Genomic DNA, 24,906 nt, shown 5'->3' on the forward strand with positions numbered 1-24,906 from the left:
GCTGTGGGCGGCGGTCCGTCCACCTCCCGCGCACCGGAAGGGGCACCCCGTGAGCGACCGGCACCACGCCCATGGCCATGGCCATCAGCATCACCCTCACCACGAACACCCTCGCCGTCCCTCGGTCCGCCACCGTCTCGCCCACCTCCTCACCCCGCACTCCCACGAGAGTGCCGACAAGCTCGACCCCGCGCTGGAGTCGAGCGCGCGCGGCATGCGCGCCCTGTGGGTGTCGCTGGCGGTGCTGGGCGGGACGGCGCTGGTGCAGGCGGTCGTGGTGGCCGTCTCGGGGTCGGTGGCGCTACTCGGCGACACGGTGCACAACGCCGCGGACGCGCTGACCGCCGTACCGCTGGCCATCGCCTTCGCGCTCGGCCGCCGCGCACCGACGCGCCGCTTCACCTACGGATACGGGCGCGCCGAGGACCTCGCGGGCATCGCGATCGTGCTGACCATCGCCGCGTCCGCGGCCTTCGCCGCGTGGGCGGCGGTGGACCGGCTTCTCGACCCGCGGCCCGTGGCGCACGTCCCGGCCGTCGCCGTCGCCGCCGTGGCCGGGTTCGCGGGGAACGAGTGGGTGGCCCGGTACCGGATCCGGGTGGGCCGCGCGATCGGCTCGGCCGCGCTGGTCGCCGACGGTCTGCACGCCCGTACGGACGGGTTCACGTCACTGGCCGTGCTGGTCGGCGCCGGAGGGTCCGCGCTGGGGTGGCGGCTCGCCGACCCGCTCGTGGGGCTGGCGATCACGGCGGCGATCGGGCTGGTGCTGCGGGACGCGGCGCGTGAGGTGTTCCGGCGGGTGATGGACGCCGTCGATCCGGCGCTGGTGGACCGGGCCGAGCGGGCGCTCGGGGAGGTCGCGGGGGTACGGGAGGTCGGCGAGCTGCGGCTGAGGTGGATCGGGCACCGGCTGCGCGCGGAGGTCGCGGTCGTGGTGGACGGCGAGGCGACGGTCCGGCAGGCGCACGCGGTCGCCGTGGCGGCCGAGCACGCCCTGCTGCACGCCGTACCGAGGCTCACCGCGGCCCTGGTGCACGCGGATCCGGCGCCCGCCCCGGGCGAGACGGACCCGCATCTGCCGCTGGCCCACCACGTGACCGCCTGAACGTCAGGCCACGCCCAGACCCTCCAGCACGACCGCTCCGGGCAGCTCGGCGAACGCCTTCCCCGGCACCAGCAGCTTGCCGCGCCGGCGTCCGCTGCCGACCAGGACGTACGGCAGGTCGACGACGGCCGAGTCGACCAGCACCGGCCAGCCGTCCGGGAGTCCGATCGGGGTGACGCCTCCGTACTCCATGCCGGTCTCCCCCGTCGCGGTCTCCATCGACGCGAAGGATGCCTTGCGGGCACCGAGTCGGCGGCGCACGACGCCGTTGACGTCGACCCGGGTGGTGGAGAGCACGACGCACGCGGCCAGGGTGCTCTCGCCGCCCCGCTTGCCCGCGACGACCACACAGTTGGCCGACTGCTCCAGCAGCTCGCGGCCGTAGTGCTCGACGAAGACGGCGGTGTCGGCCCACTGCGGATCGGTGTCGACGTACACGATCCGGTCGGCGGGGACGCTGCCGCTCCAGCCGCGCACGGCGTCGGCGACCGGGCGGGTCAGCTCGTCGAGGCAGTCCGGAGCGGGCATGGCGGTGTCGAAGCGTCCGATGGGTGCGCGCATGGCCGCACGCTAACAGCCCTGCGGCGAGGGGCGGCCGGGCAGCTCAGGGGACGGGCGGCACCGAGACCGCCATCACCAGCTCCATCGGCACATCGCCGGTGTTGCCGTACGTGTGGGACGTGTTGGCCTCGAAGGTGGCGCTCGCGCCGGCCGGGACGCGGTACTCCGTGCCGTCGACGGTGAGGGTCAGCTCCCCGGCCGTGACGTGGAGGAGTTCGACCGTGCCGGCGGGGTGCGGGTCGGAGGTGCTGTGCTCGCCGGGCATCAGACGCCAGTCCCAGATCTCCAGCGGTCCGGGGGCCTCGGTGCCCGCGAGGAGCCGGTTGTAGCTGCCCGCGTCCGTGTGCCAGAGCCGTACGGCCTGCTCGGCGGGGACGATCCGGACCTTCGGGCCCTGCTCGTACTCGAGCAGGGTGGTGATGCTGACGCCGAGCGCGTCGCCGATCTTGACGACGGTGCCGAGGCTGGGGTTGGTGCGGGCCTGCTCGATCTGGATGAGCATGCCGCGGCTGACGCCGGCCCGGGCGGCCAGCACGTCCAGGGTGAAGCCGCGCACCGCGCGCCAGTGCTTGACGCTGCGCGCCAGGGACTGGGTCAGCAGGTCGAGGTCCGACACATTCCGTCCAATATTATGGATGACAGGGTTCACTGCACTGAACTACGGTGGGGTGCACCGATCTGTTCACCGAACTGTACTGCGAGGGCCCGTGACCGCACTCTTCGCCCTGGCCACCAGCCTCCTGTGGGGCCTGGCCGACTTCGGCGGCGGGCTGCTGACGCGGCGCAACCCCGCCCTGACGGTCGTCGTGCTGTCCCAGGCGATCGCGGCCGTGGTACTGGGCGCGGTCGTGGTCGCGACGGGCGGCTGGAGCGAGGCCGGTCCCCGGCTGTGGTTCGCCTTCGCGGCGGGCCTGGTCGGTCCGGTCGCCCTGCTGTCCTTCTACCGGGCGCTCGCGCTGGGGCCGATGGGCGTCGTGTCGCCGCTGGCCACCCTGGGCGTGGCCGTCCCCATCACCGTCGGCCTGTTCCTCGGTGAGCGTCCGGGCCCGGCGCAGGTCGCGGGCATCGCGGTCGCCGTCACGGGCGTCGTCCTCGCGGGCGGGCCGCAACTGCGCGGCGCGCCCGTGCAGCGGCAGGCGATCCTGCTCACGCTGGTCGCGGCGCTCGGCTTCGGCACGGTGTTCGCGCTGATCGCGGAGGCCTCGACCACCGTCACCGGCCTGTTCCTCGCCCTGTTCGTCCAGCGCGTGACGAACGTCGCCGCGGGCGGGGCCGCACTGTACGTCTCCGTCAAGCGCGGCGTCCCCGCCTTCCCGGCGGGCGGCTTCCCCTGGGCCGCCCTGCCGGCGCTCGCCTTCGTCGGACTCGCGGACGTGGCGGCCAACGGCACCTACTCGGTCGCCGCCCAGCACGGCCCGGTCACCGTCGCCGCGGTACTCGCCTCGCTCTACCCGGTGGTGACCGCCCTGGCCGCCCGGGGCCTCCTCCACGAACGCCTGCGCGCCGTCCAGGCAGCGGGCGCGGGCCTCGCCCTGCTGGGCACGCTGCTGCTGGCGACGGGCTGAGAGCCCCGGACAACATGGGAGTCCGGGGCTCTGACTCAGCTCTCGGTCTCCAGTTCGGCGAGCCGGGCCAGGTCCTGCTCGTCCAGGTCCGCCAGGGCCAGCAGCTGGTCCGGGGTGACGCCTTCCGGAATCGGTACCGGGGGCGGGGTGCGCAGCGGAGGCTGCCAGCCGTCGACGGGGGTCCAGCGTCGTACGACCCGGGCGGGCGCGCCGGCCACCACGGCGTGGTCGGGCACGGTCCCGCGGACCACCGCCCCGGCGGCCACGACCACGTTCCGGCCGATCCGCGCGCCCGGCAGGATCACCGCGCCGGTGCCGATCCAGCACCCCGGACCGATCTCCACCGGCTCCATCCGCGGCCACTGCCTGCCGATGGGCTCGTGCGGGTCGTCGTAGGAGTGGTTCGTGGACGTGACGTAGACGTACGGGCCGAAATAGCAGTCGCTGCCGATGGTGACCGTCGTATCGGCGATGACATGGCTGCCGCGGCCGAGCACGACCCCGTCGCCGAGGCGGAGGATCGGCTCGGGGCCGAGGTCGAGGCCGGGCATGAGGCCCGCGGTCAGCGTGACCTGCTCGCCGATGATGCAGTGGGCGCCCAGATGGATCCAGGGCTCGCCGAAGACGGTGCCCAGCGGGAAGGCGAGCCTGGTACCCGTTCCCATGGCGCCGAAGCGCAGCCGTCCGGGGTGCTCGGCGGTCACCGAGCCCGTGCGCTGCACCCACGCCCAGCCCGCGTGCACGGCGCGCTGGAGGAGGCCGCGCCGCCAGGAAGAGAACGAGAACGTGTTCTTGGGCTTGGGCACCCGCTCACGGTACTCAGCGCGCGGTCCGCCCAAGAGCCCGGAGCGCTGTGATCTTCGCCCCACCGGGTGGCGTACGGTGCGGGGACGGCGACGACGAGGAGAAGGCGATGACGCACAAGGCGTTGATCACGGGCATCGGCGGCAGGGAACCGAAGGTGGACCCCGAGGCGTTCGTGGCGCCCACGGCATCCGTGATCGGGGACGTGACGCTGGAGGCGGGGGCGAGCGTCTGGTACGGGGCGGTGGTGCGCGGGGACGTGGAGCGGATCAGTGTCCGGGCGGACGCCAATGTGCAGGACAACGTGACACTGCACGCCGACCCGGGCTTTCCCGTCACCATCGGCGAGCGGGTGTCCGTCGGGCACAACGCCGTGGTCCACGGGGCGACCGTCGAGGACGACTGCCTGATCGGGATGGGGGCGACGGTGCTCAACGGGGCGGTGATCGGAGCGGGGTCGCTGGTCGCCGCGCAGGCGTTGGTGCCGCAGGGGATGGTGGTTCCGCCGGGTTCGCTGGTGGCGGGGGTGCCGGCGAAGGTGAAGCGGGAGCTGACGGAGGAGGAGCGCCAGGGGGTGACGCTCAACGGCACGCTGTACGCGGACCTGGCGAAGGCACACCGGGACGTGCACCAGGGCTGAACCCCCGGGCGCCTTCCCGGATGCTCAGTCGGTGGCCGGGACGGGCTCCGGTTCGGCGGCCTCGGCTTCCCGCCTCTCGGCCGCCGCCTTCTTCGCCTTGCGCTTGATCACCAGCATCGACGTCAGGCCGATCAGCAGCGCCACCACCAGGCCCAGGTACGAGAAGCGCTTGAGCCAGTCCTCGGCGACGACTCCGACGTAGTAGATGACGGCGGTGGTGCCGCCCGCCCAGCAGATGCCGCCGAGGACGTTGGCGATCAGGAACTTCCAGTACGGCATGTGCAGGACACCGGCGAGCGGGCCGGCGAAGATGCGGAGCAGCGCGACGAAACGGCCGAAGAAGACCGCCCACATGCCCCACTTCTCGAAGGACCGCTCGGCGGTGGCGACATGGCCCTCGCTGAAGTGCCTGGGGAACTTCCCGCCCAGCCAGGCCAGCAGCGGGCGGCCGCCCTTGCGGCCGATCGCGTAACCGATGGAGTCGCCGACGACGGCGCCGGCGGTCGCGCACGCGCCCAGTACGACGGGGTTGATGCCGGAGTGGTGGGAGGACATCAGGGCCGCCGAGACCAGGACGATCTCACCGGGCAGCGGAATGCCCAGGCTCTCCAGACCGATCACCAGGGCCACCACGGCGTAGACGGCGGCCGCGGGCACCGAGTCGAGCCATTCCTGGACGTGCACCGCCGGTTCCTCCCCTGTAGGTCCTCAACTCCGGGGACGTCACCTTTTGAGCGCGCCCCCCGTGAAGGCTACCGGTTCACCGGCGTACGACGGCGCCGTTCAGTCACGGCGGGCCACGAGACGGTAGGCGTTGGACAGGCCGAGGCGGTGGGACAGGGGCCGCACCGCGAACCGGTCGAGGAGCGTGGCCGCGATGAACACCGGCACGCCCGTGAGGAGGACCGCGGTGCGCAGGCCGCGCCGGAGGGCGCCCGGCGGCTCGGGCAGCCAGGGGGCGTCCTCGCGCGGCGCGATGTGGTCCAGGGCCAGCCAGACGGCGGCGAGCAGGTCGACCGGGTCGTGCGGCTCGGCGTGCTGTTCGGCGACCACGGTGAAGCCCAGCTCGGCCAGCCGCCGGCGCAGATTGCCGACCGGCACGAGGTGCAGGTGCTGCGGCTGGAGCCAGGGCAGCCACCAGCGGCCGAGGAGGCGGGCGTAGCGGCTCTCTGGGTCGGGGACCTCGATGAGCAGATGGCCGCCGGGCCGGACGGCCTGGTGGGCGGCGCGCAGTTCACGGTCGGGGTCGGTGCTGTGTTCCAGGTAGTGGAACATGCTGACGACGTCGTAGCGGGCGGTGAGGCCGGGGGCCAGCTCGGGGAAGGAGCCGCGGTGGCCGTGCTCGACGCGGCCCTCTCGTTCGGCGATCTCCACGCCGTCGGTGAAGTCGAGGCCGTCGAACGTCGTGCCGGGCAGCACCTCGCGGGCGGCGGCGCAGAAGTGGCCGTGGCCGGTGCCGACGTCGAGCCAGTTCTTCGGGGTGGGGTCGTGCGGCAGCATCGACTCGGCGCGGCCCCGGTACATTCCGGTGCGGCCGCCGAAGGTCCCGCCCATCTTCTGCTCGCCGAGGCCGTCGTAGAAGTCGCGGTAGTAGAACTCCAGGCCCGCCTCGTTCAGCGCCGGGTTCTGGAAGGTGTGCCCGCAGGCCTCGCAGCGGTCGAGGAGGAAGCGGCCCGGCTTGTGCTGGAGCAGGTCGGTGGTGCGCAGCCGGGTGGTCAGGCGGTCCGCGTCGCACCAGGGGCAGGTGGTGCGCCGGGGCGCGAAGAAGCGGTCCACGCCGTCGGCCAGGTCGGCCTGGTAGGCGGGGCGCAGCGCGTCGACCCGGGCGGCGCGGTCGGCTCCGCGAGTGTCGTTGCTCATGAGCTTTCCTCCGGGCGTGCGTCGGTGGCCAGTCGCTCGAGGTGGACCGCGGCGGCGGGGGCGCCGCCCGCCGCCCGGAAGGCGGTGCGGACACGGCCGGCGGCGGTGCGGTGGGCGGGTTCACGCAGTACGGCGTCGAGGGCCGGGCCCAGCCGGGCCGCGGTGACCCGGCCGAACCGCACCCGGACGCCCGCTCCGGCGTCGACGACCTGGGCGGCCACCACGGGCTGGTCGTCGCGGATGGGGGCGACGACGAGCGGGACTCCGTGCCAGAGGGCCTCGCAGACGGTGTTGTGCCCGGCGTGGCACACCACGGCGTCGGCTCTTTCCAGCAGCGGGAGCTGGGGTACGGCGGGCAGGACCAGGACGTCCTTGTCGCCGCCGGACGCCGGCAGGGTGCCGCCGGGATCGGCCACCACCGCCTGCACCCGGTCGGCCCGCTCCCGCAGCGCGCTCACGCACTCGGCGAGGAAGCGCCCGCCCACGTCGGCGTTGGCGGTGCCGAGGGTCACGAGGACCGTGGACCGGCCGGGGTCCAGCCACTCCCAGGGGAAGCCCGGCGGGGCCGGGCGGTCGGCGATCGAGGGGCCGACGTAGTGGATGTGGTCGCCCCGGGCGGCCGACGGGCCGGCGAGTTCGGGAGTGCTGAAGGCCAGCAGGAGGTGGGGGGAGAAGCGCGGGTCGGTGTCACCGGCCGGGTCGCCGATGCGGGAGCGCAGTTCGCCGAGCCGTGCCCGCAGCCAGTCGGCGACCTTGGGTATGCCGTCGTAGGCACCGGTGAGTTCGGCCGAGGTGGCGGCGGAGGTGGCCCAGGGCAGGCCGAGCCGCTCGGCCACCAGGGCGCCGGCGAAGGCCTGCTGGTCGGCGACGACGACCTCGGGCCGGAACTCCCCGACGGCCGCCCGCACCCCGGGAGCCATCGCTTCCGCGAGCGGCAGCAGGTACCCCTCCCACAGGTACTTCAGCGCCTCCGGCCCCCGCAGCTCCGGCGGGCGCGCGGCCGGGGCGGGTCCCGCGCAGGGCAGGACGACGGCTTCCGGGCCCGCGAGCCGCCGTACCAGCGCGGGATCGGCGCACGCCCAGGCCACCCGGTGTCCGCGCGCGGCGAGTTCGGCGGCGACGCCCACCGCCGGGTTGATGTGCCCGACCAGGGGCGGTAGGACGAACAGGAACCCGCTCACCGGACGACGACCTCGGCCCCCGCTGAGCGGATCAGTTCCAGGATGTGCCCGCCGACGGCTCCGGCCGCCTCGACCAGCACGGAGTGTTCGTGCCCCGGCAGTACGACGGACCGGTAGTCCGCGAGCAGGGCCTCCTTCAGCGGCACCAGTTCCACCAGGTCCGAGTCGCCGCCGTAGACACCGAGGACGGGGCAGCGTACGGCCCTGATCTCGGGCTCGGTCAGGACCCGGCTGGCGGGGATGTCCCGGCCGAGGGTGGTCTCCCGGGCGAGCCGTGCGGCGCCTTTGGCGAGGCGGGCGGTGTTGTGGCCGCGGTTCGCGGTGATCCAGGCGATCGCGTCGGGTTCGTTGTACGCCAGTTCGGTCACCACGCGGTCCAGGATTCCGCCCAGCTTCGCCGCCCAGGCCGCGGTCGCCGGCTCGGACTCGATCAAGGTGAGGCCGGCCACTCGCTCGGGGTGGCGGGCGGCGTAGCCGAAGGCGATGGTGCCGCCGTAGGAGTTGCCGACGAGATGGACGGGCCCGGTGATCCCCAGCCGGTCGAGCAGTGCCTCGAGGTCGTCGATGTTGTCGTCGAGGCTGTATCCGGCCGGCGGTCGCTCGCTGCGGCCGTGGCCGCGCAGGTCGTACATGACCACGTCGACGCCCGCCACCGCGAACCGCGGGGCCAGCGTGAAGTAGTAGCTGGCCAGGCTGTCGGTGAGCAGGCCGTGCACGAGCACGGCGGTGGCGACCGGGGCGCGGCCGTCCTCGGGGCCCATTCTCTGCACGTGCAGCCGGATGTCGCCGGCGCTGACCATGGCCATCCGTCAGCCCGCCGCCGCGGCCTTCAGGCTCTGCACGACGTGTTCGACGAGCCTGCCGACGGTGAGTTCGATGATCTCCTCGAACTCCATGCCGGCCAGGAACTCGGCGAAGTTGACCCGGCTCCCGTACCGCTCCTTCAGCAGACCGGCGAGGGCCACGAGATCGATGCTCTCCAGTTCGAGATCGCGGTTGAACGTGGTGTTCATGCCGATCTCGACGTCGTCGTCGCCGTACTCCTCCAGCAGGGTCAGGAGCAGGGCCCTGATGTCGGCGAGCACCACCTCCTCGTCGGCGTGGGCGGGGGTCGGCTCCGTGGGATTCATCGCTCCTGCTCCTCTTCGTCGTCGCCCGCCGGGCCCGTCGTCCAGGCCACGACGTAGTCCCGGGCCGGCAGTGCCGGGGGATTGCTGACCGGTGCGAGACGCACCGTGTAGACGCGTTCCAGACGGCCCGAGACCAGCAGCCGGTCTCCGGCCGGTGCCGCGTGGAAGACGGCGAAGTCCCGGGGGCGCCCGCCGAATCCGGTGCCCTCGGCCTTGGCGACGGCCTCCTTGGCGGCCCAGAACCGGGTGAACCACAGCGCGGTGTCCCCCGCCTCGGACAGGGCGCGCAGCAGCCGGAGTTCGTCCGTGCCGAGGGCGGTGGCGAGGGCCGCCGGGTCCCGTTCGGTGACCTCTTCGATGTCGATGCCGGGCCCCGGACCGGGTTGGTGCGGCCGTACGATCGCCACGCCGGCCTCGGCCCGGTGGGCCAGCGAGACGTCCAGCGCGGGCAGGGTGCGGCCGTGGACGCCCGTGACGTACGGGCGGCCCAGGTCGTCGTTGCGGACGCGGATCTCCGCCGGGAAGACCGGCCCCTCGCCGTGCTCCCACAGCCATCGGCGTACGGCGTCCTTGACCGCGATCCGGCCGAGCAGCCACTGTCTGCGGCCGCGCGGCGCGTGCTCGGCGTACTCCGCCCGCTCCGGGCCGCCGAGCGAGTTGCGCATGATCAGCTCGCGTGAGGCGAGGTCCGGCCATCGCTCGTGCAGCAGCGACCAGCCGCCGGGCCGGGGCTCGGAGAGGGTGTTGCGCTCGGGGAAGCGCTCGACCGGGCGGGTCTGCGGGTCGTTGTCGAACCGGCGGTCCTGCCAGCCGGTCAGCAGGGCCCATACCCGTCCGCCGACGGTCAGTTCCACGTCCGCCTCGAGGACGGTGTCGGTGAGCGAGGTGATCCGCACCAGGCACTCGACCCGCGTGCCGGAAGCGGGGTGCGGTCCGTGGAACCGCATGTGCCGCGTCTGGACCGGGAACACCACGGTCCGCTCGGTCCGGGTCGCCATGATCCAGTAGCCGAGGATCTGGCCCACGTTGTCGAGCAGGGCGCCGGGGGCGGAGGGGGTGGTGATGACCCCGCGTACGTGCCGGTCGCCGATGCCGGTGAGTTCGGTGACCCCCTGGAACGCCGGTCCGTGGAACATCCAGCGCTCGGCGTAGAGCTGGGCGGCGGTGTGGTCGGGGACACGTTCGGGGGTGGGGTGGGCGCTGCGTGCCGGGGGCGGTGCGGGGTGCCGGTCGGCGAGCTCGACGACGGCGCGGGCGGTGGGGCCGAAGGCGACGGCGAGGCGGTGCGGGTCGTCCGGGGCGCGGGTGACGGTGACGGGGACGTCGAGGGGTGGCGTGGCGGTCAGCCACCGGTCGAAGCGCGCCCCGTGCACGGCGACCGCCCGCATGCCGGGCGACGCCTGCTCCGCCGCGTCCATCATGTGCCGCACGATCGTGGTCGCCGGGACGACCGGCCACCGGTCCGCCACGTCCGGCCAGCCGGGGCGCTGCGGGAAGAAGCAGTGGTCGAGGAGGTGGGGCATGGCGTCGGGGGACACGCGGACGGTGGTCTGCCAGGTGGCCGGGGGGACGGGGGCGGGGGCGGCCGTTCCCGGGGTGGCCACAGGGGCGGCGACCGGGGGCTGCCCGAAGACCGCAGGGTCGTGGCTGCCCTTGGGTGCGGCAGCCACGGGTGCCGGAACGGCTGTCCGGTCGGCGGCCGCTGGTGTGCGGCCTCCTTCCGCCTGGCCGGCATGCCCTCCCGTGCGCGTGGGGGCCTGCCCGGTGGCTCGGGGGACGACGGCGGAGTCGGGGCCGGTGTCGGTCCCGGGCGGGGGCGGGGGCGAGTGGTGTGCGTGGCCGCGTGCCGTGATGAGGGTGGCCGCCGTGTGCGCGGTGTCGCGCAGGAGCGCGTTCAGTTCGGCGGCGGCCGGGAAGCGTTCGGCCACGGCGTCCAGCGGGGACGGCATGGCGGCGGCCGGGGTCGGGGCGGCGCCGGTCCGGTCTCGCGTGTCCCTCGCCGGAGGCGTCACGCGTAACTCCGCGCGCAGTGCGGTCAGGGCCGGGCCGTCGAGGGACACCAGCGCGCCGCCCAGGTCCAGCCGGACCGGCGGACGGGGCGGCCTGGCGGCGGGTACGGGGGCGCACGGCGGGGGTACTGCCGGTGCCACCGGCGCTCCAGCCGCCCACAACGCCGTGGCCGCCCGGCGGAGTTGAGCGAGGCCGGTGCGGTGGGGCGAGTTGGCGGCGACGACGAGGTGGTCGCGGTCGCCGAGGGTGTCGCCGATCAGGGAGGCGAGCCCGCCGGGGCCCACCTGGACGAAGGCGCGGTGGCCGGCGTCGTACAGGGCCTCGACGAGCTCGCGGAAGCGGACGGGTTCGAGCAGATGCCGGAGGAAGAGTGCGCGCACGGCGGCCTCGCCCTCCGGGAAGGGTGCCGCCGTGGTCCCGGACCAGACGGGGACGGTGGGCGGATGGAGCCGGAACCGGTCGGCGGCCTCCTTGATGGGCGCCAGGTAGGGCTCGAGCATCGGCGTGTGGAACCCGGAGCGGAAGGGCAGCACCTGACACAGCACGCCGCGGGTACGGAAGGCCCGGACGAACTCGCCGACCGCCGTGTCCGGCCCGCACACCATCGACTGGCTGGGCGCGTTGTCGTGGGAGAGCACGATCCCGGCGTCCGCCCAGCCGTCGGCGAGGGCGGCGGCGACCTGCGCGGCGGGCGCGCCGACGGCACCGAAGGCCAGGCCCGGGACGGTCACCGTGTCCGGGTCGAACCCGGCCATGAACGCGTCGACCTCGGCACCGGAGTACAGCCCGGCCACCGCCATCGCGGTCCATTCGCCGACGCTGTGCCCGGCCACCGCGTCCGGCACGACGCCCATCCGGCGCAGCGCCGCGTCGAGGAGCCGGCCCACGCCGACGACACCGGCGCCGTGCCGGCCCACATCACCGACCCGCGGTTCGCCGGCCGGGGCCCCGGGAAGCGGGGGCAGGCCGAAGTGGGCGGCGATGTCGTCGACGCGGGGCGTGAACTCGGCTTCCAGGCCGGGGAAGACGAAGGCGAGCCGCCCCCGCCCGGGCCCGAGGAGCGGCCGGGTCCGGAACCAGACGTCGCCGCGGCCCTGCCAGGCCCGGCCCTTGCCGACCGCCCGCCGGGCCAGCGCCAGCCGCTTGGCGGTCGGATCGACGACACCCAGCCGCACCGGACCGGCCTCGGAATGCGTCCGGTCGCCGTCCAGTCCGGAGCCGAGTACGGCGGAGTCGTCCCCGGCGAGGAGCGCGGCAAGCCCCTCCGGGTGGTCGGCGGCGAGCAGCAGGACACGCTCGGGTTCGATGACCCGGACGGGAACATGCGGGGGCCCGCCCACCGCCTGCACCGGGCCCTCGGGCCGGTCGGCGCGCTCGGCGACACGGGCGCCCTCGCCCCCGTCGGGCCCAGCGGTGCCGACTACGGCAGCCGCGCCGCCCGCCACACCTGCCCCCCGGCCCACAGGCTCACCGACACCGCCCGGGCCAGAAGAGACCCCGCCCAGGCCCGCCCCCGAACCCGCCGGCTCACCGACGCGAGCCGGGGCGCTGAGGGCGCCGCCCGGCATGCCTGGCGCCGTTGGCCCGCCGGGTGGCTCCTCCAGTACCACGTGGGCGTTGATCCCGCCGAAGCCGAACGCGTTCACCGCCGCGCGGCGTACCGGCCGGTCCGGGGTGGTGTCCCACGGAACCGCTGAACGCAGCGGCCGGAAGCGGGTGCGGGCGAGCGCGGGGTGGGGGTCGTCGCAGTGCAGGGTGGGCAGGAGCGTGCCGTGGTGGACGGCGAGGGCGGCCTTGACGAGGCCGGCCACTCCGGCGGCGGGCATGGTGTGACCGATCATCGACTTCACCGAGCCGAGCACGGCGCGGTCCGCAGTGTCCGGCATGCCGGGGTCCCCAGGGCCGAACACCTCGGCCAGCGTGGCCAGTTCGGCCGCGTCCCCGGCGGGGGTGGCAGTACCGTGCGCCTCCAGCAGGCCGACCGCGCCGGGGGCGGCCGGGTCGAGGCCGGCGGCCCGCCAGGCCTGGCGTACGGCGCGGGCCTGGCCGCCCGGGTCGGGGTTGACGAGGCCGGACGTACGGCCGTCGCTGGCCACGCCCGTGCCCCGGATCACCGCGTAGACGCGGTCGCCGTCGCGCTCGGCGTCGGCGAGACGCTTGAGGACGACCACACCGGTGCCCTCGCCGATGAGGATGCCGTCGGCGTCCCGGTGGAAGGGGCGGATGCGCTGGCTCGGGGAGAGGGCGCGCAGCTGGGAGAACACGCTCCACAGGGTGATGTCGTGGCAGTGGTGCACTCCCCCGGCCAGCATCAGGTCGCAGCGCCCGGCGGCGAGTTCACCGACCGCCTGGTCGACGGCGACCAGCGAGGACGCGCAGGCCGCGTCCACCGTGTAGGCGGGGCCGCGCAGGTCGAGCCGGTTGGCGATGCGGGAGGCCGCCAGGTTGGGCACCAGACCGATCGCGGACTCGGGGCTCTGCGGCCCCAGCCGTTCGGTGAACGCCTCTCGGACCCGCCCCAGTTGGTCCGCTGTCAGGTCGGGCAGCAACTCGCCCAGGGTGCGCACGAGTTGTCCCGCCGTCCGGACCCGCTGGTCGAGCCGGACCAGGCCGGGGGTGAGGTAACCGCCCCGGCCCAGGACGACGCCCACGCGGTGCCGGTCGGGCAGCCGGCCCGCGCCGCCCGCGTCGGCGATCGCGGCGGCGGCCACGTGCAGCGCGATCAGCTGGTCCGGTTCGGTGCCCGCCACCGAGGCGGGCATGATGCCGAACCGCGTGACCTCCACCTCGGCGAGGCCGTCCACGAACCCGCCGCGCCGGCAGTACACCTGGTCGGCGACGGCGGACCCGGTCGCGGCCGAGGGACGGTAGTAGTCGGCGTCCCAGCGGTTCTCGGGCACGTCGCCGATCGCGTCCACGCCGTCGCGCAGGTTGTGCCAGTAGGCGTCGAGGTCGGCGGCGCCGGGCAGCAGGACCGCCATTCCGGTGATCGCCACGGGAGTTTGACGAACCGTCATGTCCGTCATGTCACCAGCCCGAGGCGGTGTAGACGACCGCGCGGGCCGACCCGTCGCCCCAGGCGAGTTCCCGCAGCAGGGCCGCGGTGCCCTCCTCGGGGTCGATGAGCCGCACCCCGCGCCGGGCGTACTCCCGGCCGAGTTCGGGGCTCACCATGCCGGTGTGGCCGCCGGTGGGCGCCCACGGCCCCCAGTGCACGGTCAGCGCGCGGTGGCCGGTGCGGGCCGCCCAGCCGGCGCCGAGGTCCTCCAGGGCGTCGTTGGCTGCCGCGTAGTCGGCCTGGCCCCGGTTGCCGAGTACGGCGGAGATGCTGCCGAACAGGACGGCGAAGCCCGGCCCGGTGGGGAGTTCCTCCAGGGCGGCCAGCAGGGCGGCCGCTCCGGCGGTCTTGGTGCCGTACACCCGCTGGAAGGACTCGGCGGTCTTCTCGGCGATCAGCCGGTCCTCGATCACCCCGGCGGCGAACACGACCCCGTCGAGCCGGCCGTGCTCGGCGTGGATCTCCTTGACCGCCTGGAGCGCCGCGTCCCGGTCGCGGAAGTCCACGGAACGGTAGCGGGCGTCGCTGCCGCGCGCGGCGAGTTCCCCGAGCGTCGCGGTGATCTCCCGCTGTGCCAGGAGGAGTTCGGCCGCGCGGTTGACCTCGGCGGGCTTGCGGGGGCCGCCGTCCGCGTGAGCGGCGAGCGCGGCGCGCAGTTCGGCCGGGGTGCGGGCGGCGGCGGTCCGCGGGTCCTCGGGGCCGGTGGGGGCCGGGGTCCTGCCGATCAGTTCGATGCGGCAGCGGCAGGCGGAGGCGAGTGTGGCCGCGAACCGGGCGGTGATCCCGCGGGCGCCGCCCACCAGCAGCACCACGGCGTCCCGGTCGAGGCCGAGCGCGGCGGCCTCGGCGGCGCCGTCCCCCGCGGGACCCGCGCCGGTGGTGCCGAGCGGGCCCAGGGGCGCCTCGACGAGTTCCGTGCCGTGGCGGCCCGCGGCCGTGCGCAGGACGACGGGGGCCCGCTCTGACGACGGTGCGAGCAGTTCGGCGAGCAGGGCGTCGGCGACGGCGGACGGGGCGGTGTCGTCGAGGCCGACGACCCGTGCGACGGTCCGCGGGTACTCGCGGGCGATGGTGCGGAACAGGCCGTACAGCCCGGCCGCGGGCAGCGCGTCGGCGCCGTCGGCGGGCCGGGCGGCCAGCAGCAGGCGGGGGCCGAGGGCCAGGGCGGCGCGCAGTACGGGGAAGGCGTCCGGCAGGACCGGGGCGTCGACGCCGGGCAGTGCGCCGAGGTAGAGGACGCCGTCCAGTGGGCCGTCCGTCTCGGTGAGGAGGTGCTCCCGGCCGGCGGTCACGACGTGCGCTCCGCACCCGGTGAGCCGTGCCTCGACCAGCCCGGCCGCTCCGGCGCCCTCTCCGAGGACGGCGAACCGCTGCCCGGCGAGGACGGCGGCGGAGTCCGGCGGGCCGCCGGGCAGGGGCACCGGACGGAGCTCGAACCGTTTCGGGGCCTCGCCGGTGATCTCGGAGGGTTCCTCGGTGGGCCCGGGGGTGGTCTCCGGTCCGGCCGCCGTTCGATCGTCGGCCCCGCTGAGCCGCGCCGCCAGCCAGTCGGTGACCGCCGCGGCCGTCCTCGCCTTGGCCAGTTCCTCCAACTCGGCGTCACCGAGGGCATCTTGCAGGTCGGCGGCCCCGCCGATGCCCAGCCGCTTGGCGAGTTCGCCCGCGATCTCGGCACGTTTGATCGAGTCGATGCTCAGGTCCGCCTCCAGGTCGAGGTCGGGCTCGATCATGTCGACGGGGTAGCCGGTGCGTTCGCTGATGATCTCCAGGACGACACGCTGGACGTCGACGTCCGCGGGCGCGCAGGTGTCGGAGGCGGGCTCGGGCGCCGGCGGCCGGGGCGCGACGGCTTCGACGGGCGGGAGCTCCGCGGGCAGCAGCTCCGCGGGCGCGGCCTGGGGCAACGGGCCGGGGGCCGCCGGTGCGGGGACGGCCGCGCCCGGTACCGCGCCGAAGTAGGTCAGGAGGACGTCCCGCTGCGCGGCGATCATCTCCCGGCTGGTGCGCAGGAATTCGGAGATCAGCGCGTCCCGGTCGGCGGGGGCGCCGTGCGGGGCACCGTGCGGGGGGTTCGTCGTCACAGTCGTCTCCACGACTCGTCGGGCCGGTGCGAGCGCACCGGGGAGGAGGTCTCCGGCGGCGGTGCGGACCAGCTGTCCGTCGACCGTCCACCCGGGCCGCTTGGGCACCGGGGTGCGGACCGCGTCGACGGCGTCGCGTCCTCTCAGGAGCCAGGCGGTGCGCACCGGGCGTCCCGCGACGGCGAGTTGGGCGAGTGCGTCGAGCCAGCCGCGCAGGCCGCCGCCGTCGCGCGGCTCGCAGGCGACGGTGCGGTGCGGGCGGTCGCCGAGGATCTGCCGGACCAGGCGGGTGAGGACCGTGCCCGGCCCCGCCTCTACGAAGATCCGTGCCCCCGCCTCGTACATCGCCTCGATCTGCCGGACGAAGGCGACCGGGGCGCCGATCTGCGCGGCGAGTCCGGCGCGCACGGCGTCGGGGTCCGGGTCGTAGGGGGCGGCGGTGCGGTTGGACCACACGGGGAACTCGGGCGGCCGTACGGCCTTGTCCTTCAGGACCTTGGCGAACCGCTCGCCCGCGCCGGCCACCAGGGGGCTGTGGAAGGCGCAGGCGACGGGTACGCCCTTGGCGGTGTGGCCGGCGGCGCGCAGCAGCCGTACGGCGGTGGCGATGTCCTCGGTGGGGCCGGAGATCACCGTCTGCTCGGGCGAGTTGTGGTTGGCGACGACGACGGTGGCGGGTGCGCCGGAGGCGCGCAGGGCCCGTTCGACGTCCTCGGCGCCGGTGGCGACGGCGGCCATGGTGCCGGGGTCGTCGCCCGCCGCGGCCAGGATCGCCGCCGCGCGTTCGGTGCTGAGCTCCAGCAGTGTCCCGGGGTCGAGGGCGCCGGCGGCGCAGAGGGCGGCCAGTTCGCCGTAGCTGTGTCCGGCCGCCATGTCGGGCCGTACGCCGGCGGTGGTGAGCAGGGCGTGCGCGGCGAGGCCGGTGATGCCGAGGGCGGGCTGGGCGGCCCGGGTGTCGGTGAGCGCGGCCCGCTGCCGGGCGCGCCCGGCCTCGTCGAAGGCGGCGGGCGGATACATCCGCTCGGCGTGCTCCGGCGCCGGTTCCAGGAAGCGCTGGAGTTCGGGGAAGGCGAGGAACACCTCGGCGAGCATGCCGGGACGCTGGCTGCCCTGGCCGGGGAAGAGGAAGGCGACCTTGCCCTCGTCGACGGCCTCCTCCTGCCGTGCCAGATGGATGCCGGCGGCCGGGTCGTGCTCCCCCGCCAGTGCCCTGCGCAACTGTCCGGTCAGGCCGTCGACGTCGCTCGCCACGATCGCCGCACGCACCGGTTCCGGTGCGGCGTCGGCACGTCTCGCCGCGCTCAGCGCGAGGTCGCGCAGCCGCCAGGGCCGCCCCTCGGTCTCGGCGGCCGTCAGCAGTTCCCCGATGGCGCGGTGGGCCGCCGTGAGGTCCCTGCCCCGGAAGAGGAACAGCTCGGCGGGCCAGGCGTCCAGTGCCTGCTCGGGCGGTACGGCGCCGCCGTGGGCGCCGATGACCACGTGGAAGTTGGTGCCGCCGAAGCCGAACGCGCTGACCCCGGCGATCCGTTCCCCGGCCGGTGCCGCCCACGGCCGGGCCCGGGTGTGGAACGCGAAGGGGCTCTCCCCCTCCCGCCAGGCGGCGCCCGGCCGCTCGACGTGCAGGGTGGGTGGCTTGACGCCGGTGTAGAGGGCGAGCGTGGTCTTGATCAGGCCCGCGAGACCGGCGGCGCACTTGGTGTGCCCGATCTGCGACTTGACCGAGCCGAGCGAACAGCCGCCCGCGTCGGCGCCGGCGGCGGTGAAGACCTCGCTGAGGATGGTGAGTTCGGTGCGGTCGCCGACCACGGTGCCGGTGCCGTGGGCCTCGACGAGACCGACGTCGGCGGGTGAGACGCGGGCGTTGCGGTACGCCCGTTCCAGCGCGGCGCGCTGACCCTCCGGCCGGGGTGCCGTCAGGCCGAGGGAGCGGCCGTCGCTGGAGGCGCCGAGCCCCTTGATCACGCCGTAGATCCGGTCGCCGTCGCGTTCGGCGTCCGCCAGCCGCTTCAGGACGACGCAGGCGACGCCCTCGCCGAGCGCGATGCCGTCGGCCGAGCTGTCGAAGGCCCGCGAGCGGCCGGTCGGGGAGAGCGCGTGCACCGAGGAGAACAGGACGTAGTCGTTGATGCCGTTGTGCAGGTCGGCGCCGCCGCACAGGACGACGTCGCTGGTCCCGGCGGCGAGCTCCTTGCAGGCGACGTCGACCGCGGCCAGTGAGGAGGCGCAGGCGGCGTCGACGGTGTAGTTGGCCCCGCCGAGGTCGAGGCGGTTGGCGATCCGGCCCGAGATGACGTTGGCGAGCATGCCGGGGAAGGAGTCCTCGGTGAGCCGGGGCAGCTGGGCCTCAAGCCCGTCCGGCACCTTTCCGTAGTACGACGGCAGTACGGCGCGCAGCGTGGCGGCGTTGGACAGGTCGCTGCCCGCCTCCGCGCCGAAGACGACGGAGGTGCGGGAGCGGTCGAACTCCCGTCCCGTGCCGCCGTATCCGGCGTCGTCCAGTGCGCGTCGGGCCGCCTCCAGGGACAGCAGCTGGACGGGTTCGATGTTGCCGAGCGAGGCGGGCGGGATGCCGTAGCCCAGCGGGTCGAAGGGGATGGGGGGCAGGAAGCCGCCCCACTTGGACGTGGTGTTGCCGTCGGCGTGGTGGACGGCCGGGTCCCAGCGTTCGGGCGGGACCTCCGTGACGGCGTCGTGCCCGGCGACGACGTTCGCCCAGAAGGCGGGCAGGTCGGGGGCTTGGGGGAACATGCAGGCCATGCCGATGACAGCGATGTCGAGCGGGGCGGGCGCCTCGGGTCGCGCGGTGCGGTCCGTGCCGAGCCGTTCGCTCAACTGCCGGGTGCTGTCGGCGAGTAAGCCGGCCGCGCCCTCGGTGACCGAGCGGTGCAGGGCGTCGACGGTGGTGGTCGTGGAGCGCAGGACGGCGACGTCTCCGGCCATGAACATGCCCTCGTCGAGCTGGCGTCGCTCGTCGACGGGCACGAGTTCCCCGCCGTCGGGCCGGTCCAGTCCCTTGCTGGCGATGCGCAGCCGCCCGACGTTGAGCCGTTCCAGCTCCTCCCAGATACGCCGGTCCGGCACCCCCCGGGCGCGCAACTCGGTTTCCCGGTCGCGGTAGTCGCGGGTGAAGGGGCTGGGCACGCAGCGGGTGGCGTGTCCGGGAGCGGTCTCCAGCAGGGCGGTCGTGGTCGCCGCGACGACCTGCCGCTGGAACAGGGACTGGATGGCGCCGTGTTCGACCGCCTCCGCCGTGAACAGGTAGGCGGTGCCCATGAGGACGCCGACCGCCGCGCCCCGGGCGGTGAGGGGTGCGGCGAGCGCGGCGACCATCGCCGCCGAGCGCTCGTCGTGGACGCCGCCCGCGAAGAACACCTCGATCCGCCGGGCGGTCTCGTCGTCCGCGTCGGCCAGGAAGTCTTCCAGGACGGCGAGTTGGGCCTCCCACAGCGGGAAGCTCGCCCGGGGCCCGATGTGGCCGCCGCACTCCGAGCCCTCGAACACGAACCGGCGGGCCCCGGCCTGAAGGAACTGCCGGAGCAGGCCGGGCGAGGGCACGTGCAGGAAGGTGCTGATCCCGGCCCGTTCCAGCGCTTCGGCCTGCGCGGGCCGGCCGCCCGCGATGACCGCGTGGCTGGGCCGCAGTTCCCGTACGGCTTCGAGCTGGGCGTTCCTGATGCCTTCGGGCGCGAATCCGAGCACGCCCACACCCCAGGGCCGGCCCGCCAGCACCGACCGGGTCTCCGTCAGCATCGCCCGGGCCTGCTCGCCGCTCGCGAGGGCCAGCGCGAGGAACGGCAGCGCGCCCCCGCCGGCCACGGCGGCGGCGAACCCCGCCTGGTCGCTGACCCGGGTCATGGGCCCCTGCGCCACGGGCAGCCGGGTGCCGAGGGCCCGGCTCATCGGGGAGCCGGGGAGCAGGGCACGGCCGGGGGCGCTCGCGGGAGAGGCGTCACCGGAACCGGCCGGCGCGCCCTCCGCCAGCGCCTCCCGCACGGCCGCCGTGAGCCCGCGTACCGTGCCGCCCACGTCCCGCCACCGCTCGGCGAACCGGGCCGCGAGGAAGCCGTCCTGCCCCACCGGCAGCAACTGCCGGCGCGGGTCCTGGGCGCCGAGCAGGGCCGCGACCGCCGCCGGGTCGTCGGCCGGCAGCGGCGGTGCGTCCGGACCCCGGCGGCGCAGCACGCGGTGCCCGCCCACCACGACGGTCTCCGAACCGTCCAGGGAACGCAGTGCCGCGGCTGTCGCCTCGGGCAGCCCGGACTCGGCCAGCAGGGCCAGTTGGCCGTCGAGCACCACCCCGGCCGCCCCGCCGGCCACGGCGGCCGCCGCCGTACGGGGCCCGATGCCGCCACAGGCCCACACCGGCAGGTCCAAGTCCGGTTCGGCCAGCAACTGTTGGAGGAGAACGAAGATGCTGAGGGCGCCGACCCGGCCGCCGCTCTCGCCGCCCCGGGCGATCAGTCCGTGCGCCCCGGCGCGGACCGCCCCGCGGGCCGCGGCCAGGTCCGTCACCTCGACCAGCACGCGGTGGCGGGCGGCGATCTCGTCGACGTGCCAGGGCGCGTCCGGGGCCAGCACCACGGTGTCCGGTGCGCCCGCACGCTCCTGACCCGGGCCCGTCGGGCCGGGTGCGAGGAGGTCTTCGGGCCGCATCCGGCAGTGCGCGGCCACCCGCACCCCGTACGGTCCGGGAGTCATCCGTCTCAGGCGGGCCAGCGCCTCACGGGTTCTTCGGTCGCCGGCTCCCAGGTCCAGGACGCCGAGTCCGCCGGCCCGGGAGGCCGCCGCGGCGAGCCTGGCATCGGGTTCTCCGAAAGGGGTGACGCAGATGATCAGGTCCAGGGCGCGCACGGCAGACGTCATGATGCTCCGAGGAAATCGGTGGACCAGTACGGTGGGGGGCTGGTGCGACGTGGAACTCCTGTGCGGGGCCACCGGAAACTAGCGAGCGACTTACTCGCCGGTCAATATCGGTGCGGGCCTTCCCCATGCCGTCGAATTGATTCGGCCAGCCATCGGAACTCACCGCAAGAGCCGAAAATCCGAGCAATTCCCTTCAGCCGCCCCACCACGCGGACCACGCCCGGGCAGGCACCACACCACCGCAAGCCCGTCAAAGCGTCCGCGGGATTCATCCACCACTCACCCCCGCGCAACGCGCCGGGCCGCCGAGCCGCACTCTGTTAAATCCGCATGTCCGCCGCCCCGTGGCTCGATCGGGGCGGCACCCGCGGGAAACGCTCGACACCCCAATTCCCGTGCGCCAAACGCGAATCAGGGAAAATCAACGTAAACCATTGAAGTAACGGCCAGTGACGGGTGGGGACTTGGCGAGGTCGTCGACCGGTGCGGTGAGCGACCCGACCGTGTGCCGCACCCATGGCACCGCGGCCGGTCCGGCTTCCTCGCAACAGCCGACCTGGGCGATGCGGGGACGGTGGTCCTCCGGCGGCGGCGCGGGCCGGTCCTGTGGCGCGTCCGCTCCCGGGGGAGCGGGGGCGGCCGTCCGCTCCGGCGCCGGCTGCCGGGGCGTTTCGTCGCCGGGCGTCTTCCGCGGCGCCCGCCCGGTCAAGGGCTCCAGTGCCCACCGCTGCTCCGCGGAGCCGTCGCGGGCGGTGACGACCACGTGCGTGCGGGACGCGCCGGAACCGGGGGCGACGGCCAGGCCCCCGGGCCGACGGAGCAGGAGTTCACCGCGGACGGTCAGGTCGTAGGACACCTCGCCGGGGTGGACGACGCAGCCGGACAGGACGACCGACCCGGCGTCGGGATCGGCGGCGAGACAGAGGGCCGGATCGGCGACGCTGCGCAGCAGGCCGTCGCCCCCGTACGACCACTGCTGGAAACGGGCCGAGGAGCACGCCGTGAGCAGCGCGCCGGCGCCGTCCCGGGCCCGGCCGCCGCGCACGTCCAGGCACAGCCCGGTGGCGCGGCTGCGCAGCCTGCCCTGGCCGACCTCGACGGTCCGGCCGGCGGTGGCGGCCGACGGCGATCCCCTCGGGGGCGCCTCGTCACCGGCGCTCGGGCGGGCGGAACTGCCGCTGGGAGCGCCCCAGGTGGCGTGGGGCCGGGGGACACCGCTGTCGTCGGACCAGCTCCTGGCGGCGAGGACGGTGGCGAGCAGCACGAGGGAGGCGAGACCGACGCCGATCGCCAGGGCCTTGCGACGGCCACCGGCCGCGGTGCGATGGCGCCCCCCGGACGCCGGATGGACGGCCTCCGGCGCGGCCGGCCGCTCCTGCGCGGCGCCGCGTCCCGCGCGCGAGTCGAGATAGCGGCGGGCGCCCCAGCCGAGCACGGTCTCGGCGAGCAGCACGTCCAGGCCGTCCTCGAAGTGGCTGAGCTGCTCCGCGGCGTACCGGCAGTAGCGGCACTCCACCAGATGCCGTCGCACATCGGGCAGCAGGACGCCGCCCCGGCGAACGGGGACCTCGAGCAGACGGTTGTAGAAGCGGCATTCCCTGGTGGGCGCGAGTTCCCGGTGGGCGCGTACGCAGGCCACCCGGAATTGCTCACGGGACTGTCCCAGAGCGGCCGACGCGGTGGCGGTGTCGACCCCCAGCAGACCAGCTGGTATGGTTATGGGTTCGGCCTCGACCTCGGTATGCCACAGAAGGCATTGCGAGGCCCCCGGCAGCGACCGGAATGCACGCTCGGCGAGTTGACGCCTTTCGGGGGTTCCGGGCATCGCCGCGCGTAGACCGCGACCGCCGTTGGGTTTGCGCAATTCCGGCAGGACGATGGGAATCACGTCGTCGGCGGCCCAGGCCCGGACCGTCTCCCGTACGGCCACCAGGAGTTGCGGGCGCAGGGCGCCGCCGACCGCTCCGCCCGAGAGCCGGCCGAGTACCCGGCTGAACGCGGAGGTGGCCACCAACTGGGCCGAACTCGTGGAAGTCGACAGGCAGATGACCGCGTAGTCGCAGGTAGCGCGCCAGTGCCGGGCCAGCAGCAGGGCGACCGCGCGGTGACTGTCCTCGCTCGTGCCGCGCAGCTGGGCGACGAGGTCGCGGTCGGAATCCCCCGGTCCGGATCCGGGTCGCGGCGGGTACGGCGGGCGTGGGGGGTGAGGGGGTTGCACTGGACCATTTCCTTCCGAGCCGCAGGCGGCACGGGGAATGCGCGCCCTGCGGAAATCAGTGCTGATTGGTGCGTACCTTAGGGACTCGGGCCTTCCTCCATGAGCCCGGCCCAGCCCCTCCCGCGGGAGGCTCACCTTCGCACACACGCCTCACAGGAAACAAGAAGTTCGAGTGACTTAAGTTCAGGGCCCGGTAAATTCAGTGGAGTTACCGCCGGTATCCGCACCCGCATTCGAAAGTGGCGGTCAGGTAAGAATCAACCACCGGTGAGCAAAAGACGGATGACGCACCATCCACAGACTTCTCCCACGACTCTCTCGGCGCTCTCTCATCCCCGTGCCCCAGCATGGGGCGCGTGATCGCCCCCCACTCACCAGCCGGCCCCGCCCTGCCCCGCACGGTCCGCAAGGCCGTCATCCCGGCCGCCGGGCTGGGCACCCGGTTCCTGCCCGCGACGAAGGCGACGCCGAAGGAGATGCTGCCGGTCGTCGGCAAGCCGGCCATCCAGTACGTCGTCGAGGAGGCCGCCACGGCCGGCCTCGACGACATCCTCATGGTCACCGGACGGCACAAGCGCGCCATCGAGGACCACTTCGACCACGCCTACGAACTGGAGCAGGCCCTCGCGGCCAAGGGCGACACCGTGCGCCTCGACGCCGTACGGGACCCGGCGCGCCTGGCGGACATCCACCACCTCCGCCAGGGTGACCCGCTCGGCCTGGGCCATGCCGTCCTGTGCGCCCGCCGGCACGTCGGCGACCAGCCCTTCGCCGTCCTCCTGGGCGACGACCTGATCGACCCGCGCGAGACCCTGCTCAGCCGCATGCTCGACGTCCGCGACCACTACGCGGGCAGCGTGGTCGCCCTCATGCGGGTCGACCCCGCCCAGATCCACCTGTACGGCTGCGCGGCCGTGGCACCCATCGGCGAGGACGACGTCGTACGCGTCACCGGCCTGGTGGAGAAGCCGTCGCGAGAGAACGCCCCGAGCGCCTACGCGGTGATCGGGCGCTACGTCCTGGCCCCCGCCGTCTTCGGCGCCCTGGAGCGCACGCCGCCCGGCCGCGGCGGCGAGATACAACTGACCGACGCCCTCCAGGAACTGGCCACGGGCGGCACGGTGCACGGGGTCGTCTTCGACGGGCTGCGCTACGACACCGGCGACAAGGCGGACTATCTGCGCACGGTGGTCCGCCTGGCCTGCGGCCGCCCGGATCTCGGCCCGGAATTCACGGCCTGGCTCAAGGAGTTCGTCGAGGGCCTGGAGGGCGACACGGCCAGGCGGGAGGAGGGGCGGCGGGCGGCCTGAAAGCGTGCTGTCAGCTGTTCGGCCGCAGCGTCCACACCACGGTCATCTCCCCGGTCACGGCGCCGTCCTCCCGCTGGATGGCGACGGTCACGGGGAACTCCGGGCGCTTGCCCTCGTCGAGTTCGGCGACGACGTCCGCGGCGGGACGGCCGAGGGTCGCCGTGGCCTTGACGGGGCCGAGGGCGATCTTCTTGAACGCGATCTCCGCGGTGACCGGGAGCGGCACGGCGCGCGAGAGCTGGTCGCCGAAGGCGGCGAGCACGATGGCACCGCTGGCCGACTCGCCGAGGGTGAACATCGCCCCGGCGTGCGGGCCGCCGACGTGGTTGCGGTACTCGCTCTGGTCCGGCAGGGACAGCACGGCCCGTTCCGGGGTGGTCTCGAGGTACTCGAGGTTCAGGGTCCGCACCATCGGCACCGTGGCGGCCAGCAGCTCGCCGATCGACATCTGGTCTGCGTTCATGACCGCCATGTTACTCACGAGTAGCCAATCCTGGCCAGAGCCCGGACGGCACCCATT

At 74.5% G+C, this 24,906-nt stretch carries 16 protein-coding genes; 4 read left to right on the top strand and 12 right to left on the bottom strand.

Annotation, left to right across the window (positions count from 1 at the left end; all coding sequences use genetic code 11):
* Nucleotides 1-49: 49 nt before the first annotated feature.
* On the top strand, nt 50-1,105 hold the full coding sequence (locus ACH45E_RS03650) for a cation diffusion facilitator family transporter (RefSeq protein WP_361435524.1): 1,056 nt from the start codon (nt 50-52) through the stop codon (nt 1,103-1,105).
* Between the two features lie 3 nt (nt 1,106-1,108).
* Here the strand turns inward: ACH45E_RS03650 and ACH45E_RS03655 are convergent, their stop codons facing one another.
* Nucleotides 1,109-1,666, bottom strand: coding sequence for a YbaK/EbsC family protein (locus ACH45E_RS03655; RefSeq protein WP_361435522.1), 558 nt, complete (start codon nt 1,664-1,666; stop codon nt 1,109-1,111).
* A gap of 43 nt (nt 1,667-1,709) precedes the next feature.
* The gene (locus ACH45E_RS03660; protein ID WP_361435520.1) at nt 1,710-2,282 is read right to left on the bottom strand and encodes an XRE family transcriptional regulator; all 573 of its coding nucleotides are present in this window, start codon (nt 2,280-2,282) and stop codon (nt 1,710-1,712) included.
* 91 nt (nt 2,283-2,373) lie between these two features.
* On the opposite strand from ACH45E_RS03660, the gene ACH45E_RS03665 reads away from it, so the two are divergent.
* Complete coding sequence (locus tag ACH45E_RS03665) at nt 2,374-3,231, top strand: DMT family transporter (protein ID WP_361435517.1); 858 nt, start codon at nt 2,374-2,376, stop codon at nt 3,229-3,231.
* 35 nt (nt 3,232-3,266) lie between these two features.
* On the opposite strand, the gene ACH45E_RS03670 is transcribed toward ACH45E_RS03665, so the two are convergent.
* A complete protein-coding gene (locus ACH45E_RS03670; RefSeq protein WP_361435515.1) occupies nt 3,267-4,037 on the bottom strand; it encodes an acyltransferase in 771 nt (256 codons plus the stop codon).
* A 107-nt stretch (nt 4,038-4,144) separates the two neighbouring features.
* Here ACH45E_RS03670 and ACH45E_RS03675 point away from each other — a divergent pair, with 107 nt between their 5' ends.
* Complete coding sequence (locus tag ACH45E_RS03675; protein ID WP_361436813.1) at nt 4,145-4,675, top strand: gamma carbonic anhydrase family protein; 531 nt, start codon at nt 4,145-4,147, stop codon at nt 4,673-4,675.
* 24 nt (nt 4,676-4,699) lie between these two features.
* Here the strand turns inward: ACH45E_RS03675 and ACH45E_RS03680 are convergent, their stop codons facing one another.
* From ACH45E_RS03680 to ACH45E_RS03715, 8 genes are all read right to left on the bottom strand, one after another.
* Nucleotides 4,700-5,359: a DedA family protein gene (locus ACH45E_RS03680; RefSeq protein WP_361435512.1), complete on the bottom strand. Its 660-nt coding sequence runs from the start codon at nt 5,357-5,359 to the stop codon at nt 4,700-4,702.
* 99 nt (nt 5,360-5,458) lie between these two features.
* Nucleotides 5,459-6,535, bottom strand: a complete 1,077-nt coding sequence (locus ACH45E_RS03685; RefSeq protein ID WP_361435509.1) for a class I SAM-dependent methyltransferase — start codon at nt 6,533-6,535, stop codon at nt 5,459-5,461.
* Nucleotides 6,532-7,716: a glycosyltransferase gene (locus tag ACH45E_RS03690; protein ID WP_361435507.1), complete on the bottom strand. Its 1,185-nt coding sequence runs from the start codon at nt 7,714-7,716 to the stop codon at nt 6,532-6,534. The genes ACH45E_RS03685 and ACH45E_RS03690 overlap by 4 nt, the downstream gene beginning before the upstream one ends.
* Nucleotides 7,713-8,522 (bottom strand): alpha/beta fold hydrolase, encoded by an 810-nt coding sequence (locus ACH45E_RS03695; protein WP_361435505.1) that lies wholly within the window; start codon nt 8,520-8,522, stop codon nt 7,713-7,715. Before ACH45E_RS03695 ends, ACH45E_RS03690 begins: the two co-directional genes overlap by 4 nt.
* A 3-nt stretch (nt 8,523-8,525) precedes the next feature.
* Nucleotides 8,526-8,846 (bottom strand): acyl carrier protein, encoded by a 321-nt coding sequence (locus ACH45E_RS03700; protein WP_361435503.1) that lies wholly within the window; start codon nt 8,844-8,846, stop codon nt 8,526-8,528.
* Nucleotides 8,843-13,873, bottom strand: coding sequence for a beta-ketoacyl synthase N-terminal-like domain-containing protein (locus ACH45E_RS03705; protein ID WP_361435501.1), 5,031 nt, complete (start codon nt 13,871-13,873; stop codon nt 8,843-8,845). Before ACH45E_RS03705 ends, ACH45E_RS03700 begins: the two co-directional genes overlap by 4 nt.
* Before the next feature lie 10 nt (nt 13,874-13,883).
* Complete coding sequence (locus tag ACH45E_RS03710) at nt 13,884-20,858, bottom strand: SDR family oxidoreductase (RefSeq protein ID WP_361435499.1); 6,975 nt, start codon at nt 20,856-20,858, stop codon at nt 13,884-13,886.
* A 421-nt stretch (nt 20,859-21,279) separates the two neighbouring features.
* Nucleotides 21,280-23,076 carry an RICIN domain-containing protein gene (locus tag ACH45E_RS03715; protein WP_361435496.1) on the bottom strand — a complete coding sequence of 599 codons (1,797 nt, stop codon included), beginning with the start codon at nt 23,074-23,076 and terminating at the stop codon, nt 21,280-21,282.
* A 347-nt stretch (nt 23,077-23,423) separates the two neighbouring features.
* Between ACH45E_RS03715 and galU the strand changes: the two genes are divergently transcribed.
* A complete protein-coding gene (gene galU, locus ACH45E_RS03720) occupies nt 23,424-24,386 on the top strand; it encodes a UTP--glucose-1-phosphate uridylyltransferase GalU (protein WP_361435494.1) in 963 nt (320 codons plus the stop codon).
* A gap of 10 nt (nt 24,387-24,396) precedes the next feature.
* Here the strand turns inward: galU and ACH45E_RS03725 are convergent, their stop codons facing one another.
* Nucleotides 24,397-24,834, bottom strand: a complete 438-nt coding sequence (locus ACH45E_RS03725) for a DUF4442 domain-containing protein (protein WP_132855047.1) — start codon at nt 24,832-24,834, stop codon at nt 24,397-24,399.
* Nucleotides 24,835-24,906: the final 72 nt, after the last annotated feature.

Origin of the sequence: Streptomyces sp. NPDC020299 (assembly GCF_044387825.1) — a bacterium.
Classification (GTDB): domain Bacteria; phylum Actinomycetota; class Actinomycetes; order Streptomycetales; family Streptomycetaceae; genus Streptomyces.